General features: G+C 68.3%; 2 protein-coding genes. Both read left to right on the top strand.

The features are described from left to right. Positions 1-208: 208 nt before the first annotated feature. Positions 209-796 (top strand): polysaccharide biosynthesis/export family protein, encoded by a 588-nt coding sequence (locus tag Q0112_RS00270; RefSeq protein WP_297970058.1) that lies wholly within the window; start codon positions 209-211, stop codon positions 794-796. A gap of 7 nt (positions 797-803) precedes the next feature. Next, a complete protein-coding gene (locus tag Q0112_RS00265) occupies positions 804-2,111 on the top strand; it encodes a hypothetical protein (RefSeq protein WP_297970057.1) in 1,308 nt (435 codons plus the stop codon). Positions 2,112-2,254 lie beyond the last annotated feature (143 nt).

The raw sequence follows: 2,254 nt of genomic DNA, 5'->3' as shown, positions 1-2,254 counted from the left end.
AGAATCCATCTCAACCCAGAAGAAAACCCAAATCCTCAAATGCGATTCCCCTGCCGGCCTTCCGAGGCACAAGCACCACCGGTGCCTGCTGTTGCAAAATGACGACGCCCGCCCGGCATAACGGCGCCGGGCGGGGGCTTTCCCCTTTCCCCCCGGCGGTTCCTTGTGGTTTACATCTCACAAGAATCTTCGGAAACGAGGCAGTTTGATGAGGAAATTCCTGCTCGCGACCCTGCTGGCGCTCCTTGCCGCGCCGCTGGCGTACGCGCAGAGCGCGGGCTACCGCATCCAGCCGGGTGACCAGCTCGCAATCACCGTGCTCGAGGACGAGACGCTGAACCGGACGGTGCTGGTCCTGCCCGACGGCCGCATCTCGGTGCCGCTCGCCGGCACAATCCAGGCGCAGGGGCGCACCGTCGACACGGTCGAGAATGCCATCGCCGACCGCCTCGCCTCGAACTTCGCCGTCCGCCCGAGCGTCTTCGTCTCGGTGACCGCGGTCTCCGATACCGGCGAGACCTTCCCGATCTACGTCGTCGGCCAGGTCGCCGATCCGGGCCTGCGCGAGGTCGAGGCTGGCACCACCCTCCTCCAAGCGATCGCGCTCGCCGGCGGGCTCGAGCGCTTCGCCGCCACCAAGCGCATCCAGCTCCGCCGCAACGATCCGGCCACCGGCCAGGAGCGGCTCTATCTCTTCAACTTCAACGCCGTGGAGCGCGGCGCCGCCATCCAGTCCATGATCACGATGCGCGAGGGCGACGTGATCGTCGTCCCCGAGCGACGCCTCTTCGAGTGAGGGGCCAATGCAGCGCGCCGCTCTCGCCGCCCTGACCCTGGCGGTCACCGCCGGGATTCCCGACCTCGCGCTCCTCCCCGCGAAGGCCCAGGAGGCAGGCGGCGTCCTCACCACCACGCTCTCCCAGAGCCTCGTAGGCGACTCGAACTACAACCTCGACGACCCCTCGCCGGGGACGAGCTACTACGGCGACACCCGGGCCGCGTTCGACTATCTCAAGGAGACCCCGACCCAGAGCCTCGCGCTCGGCCTCGACACCGGCCTCCGCGCGCTCGACGAGGCCGGCCAGAGCTTCGATTTCGTCGTCGCCTCGCCGAGCACCGCCTACTTCGACTTCAGCGACGAGGGAGCGAACACGAGCTTCGACGTCGGCGCCCGCATCCGCTCGCGGCGCGTCGACTACCTCGGGCCGATCGACATCGACGGGCCGCTGCCCGACGACCTGACCGGATTTCAGAGGGATTCGATCGAGTACCGTTCCGACGCCGACATCGGCTTCGCCATCGGGACCAACTCGCCCAGCACCTACGACTTCAACCTCGCGGCGACGAACTTCGACTACAGCGAGGACACCGGCCGGGACGACCTCGTGCCGCGGCGCTCGGCACAGGGCGACGTCACCTGGACGCTGCAGATCACCCCGGTCTTTGCCGCCGTCGCCGCCGCCGGCTACTACTGGTACTCGGCCGACAACAGCACCGACGAGGAGATCAACGTCGCCGAGGGCGACGTCGGGATCGCCTATACCCCGACCGAGAACCTGCGGGTCCGCGGCGGCCTCGGCTATGCCGACCGCAAGCGCGACGAGACGATCGACGACTTCCGCGACACCACCCAGCACGACACCGGTCCGACGGTCCGCGGCGACTTCCGCTACGTCCTGCCCGACTTCACCCTCACGGGCGAGGCGCGCTGGACCACCGCCGCCCCCCAGGACCGCCTGAGCGGCGTGGTCCGCGGCTTCTACAACCTCCCCCGGGGCCGGATCTCCGGTCGCGTCTTCCAGCGCTACGGTGGCGGCCAGGACGGCTCGGACTCGCGCGTCACCGGCGCCGGGCTCGGCTTCACCCACGAGCTCACCCGCGTCTCGAGCCTCGCGCTCGACGCCTCCTACGCCACCCAGGTCGACGAGGACGATCCCGACGATCCGGGCATCGACCGCACCGACTTCACCGCGAGCTACATCCACAACCTGACCGAGACGGTCAGCGCCCAGATCGGCTACGGCTTCCGCCATCGCGTCGAGGACCCGGAGGATGCGACCAGCAACCGCGTCTTCCTGGTCATCGGCAAGACCTTCGAGACCGGCCTCTAGGCGGAGCCGTCGGATCGCCTCCCCGAACACGGGGCGCCAGCGAGTCGCACGCGTGCGACTCCGCTCAACTCATTGAAATCGCTCGGGTCTCACCCAGGAATTAACCCGATCTTCATGGGTGTCAACGAGCCGTCGGAGCCGAT

This window comes from uncultured Amaricoccus sp., assembly GCF_937858865.1.
Classification (GTDB): domain Bacteria; phylum Pseudomonadota; class Alphaproteobacteria; order Rhodobacterales; family Rhodobacteraceae; genus Amaricoccus.
This window is presented reverse-complemented; position numbering and strand designations above follow the sequence as displayed.

What these genes read in the sequence shown, in the direction of transcription:
- Q0112_RS00270 (WP_297970058.1), top strand. Translation starts at nt 209, where the DNA reads ATGAGGAAATTCCTGCTCGCGACCCTGCTGGCGCTCCTTGCCGCGCCG.
- Q0112_RS00265 (WP_297970057.1), top strand. Translation starts at nt 804, where the DNA reads ATGCAGCGCGCCGCTCTCGCCGCCCTGACCCTGGCGGTCACCGCCGGG.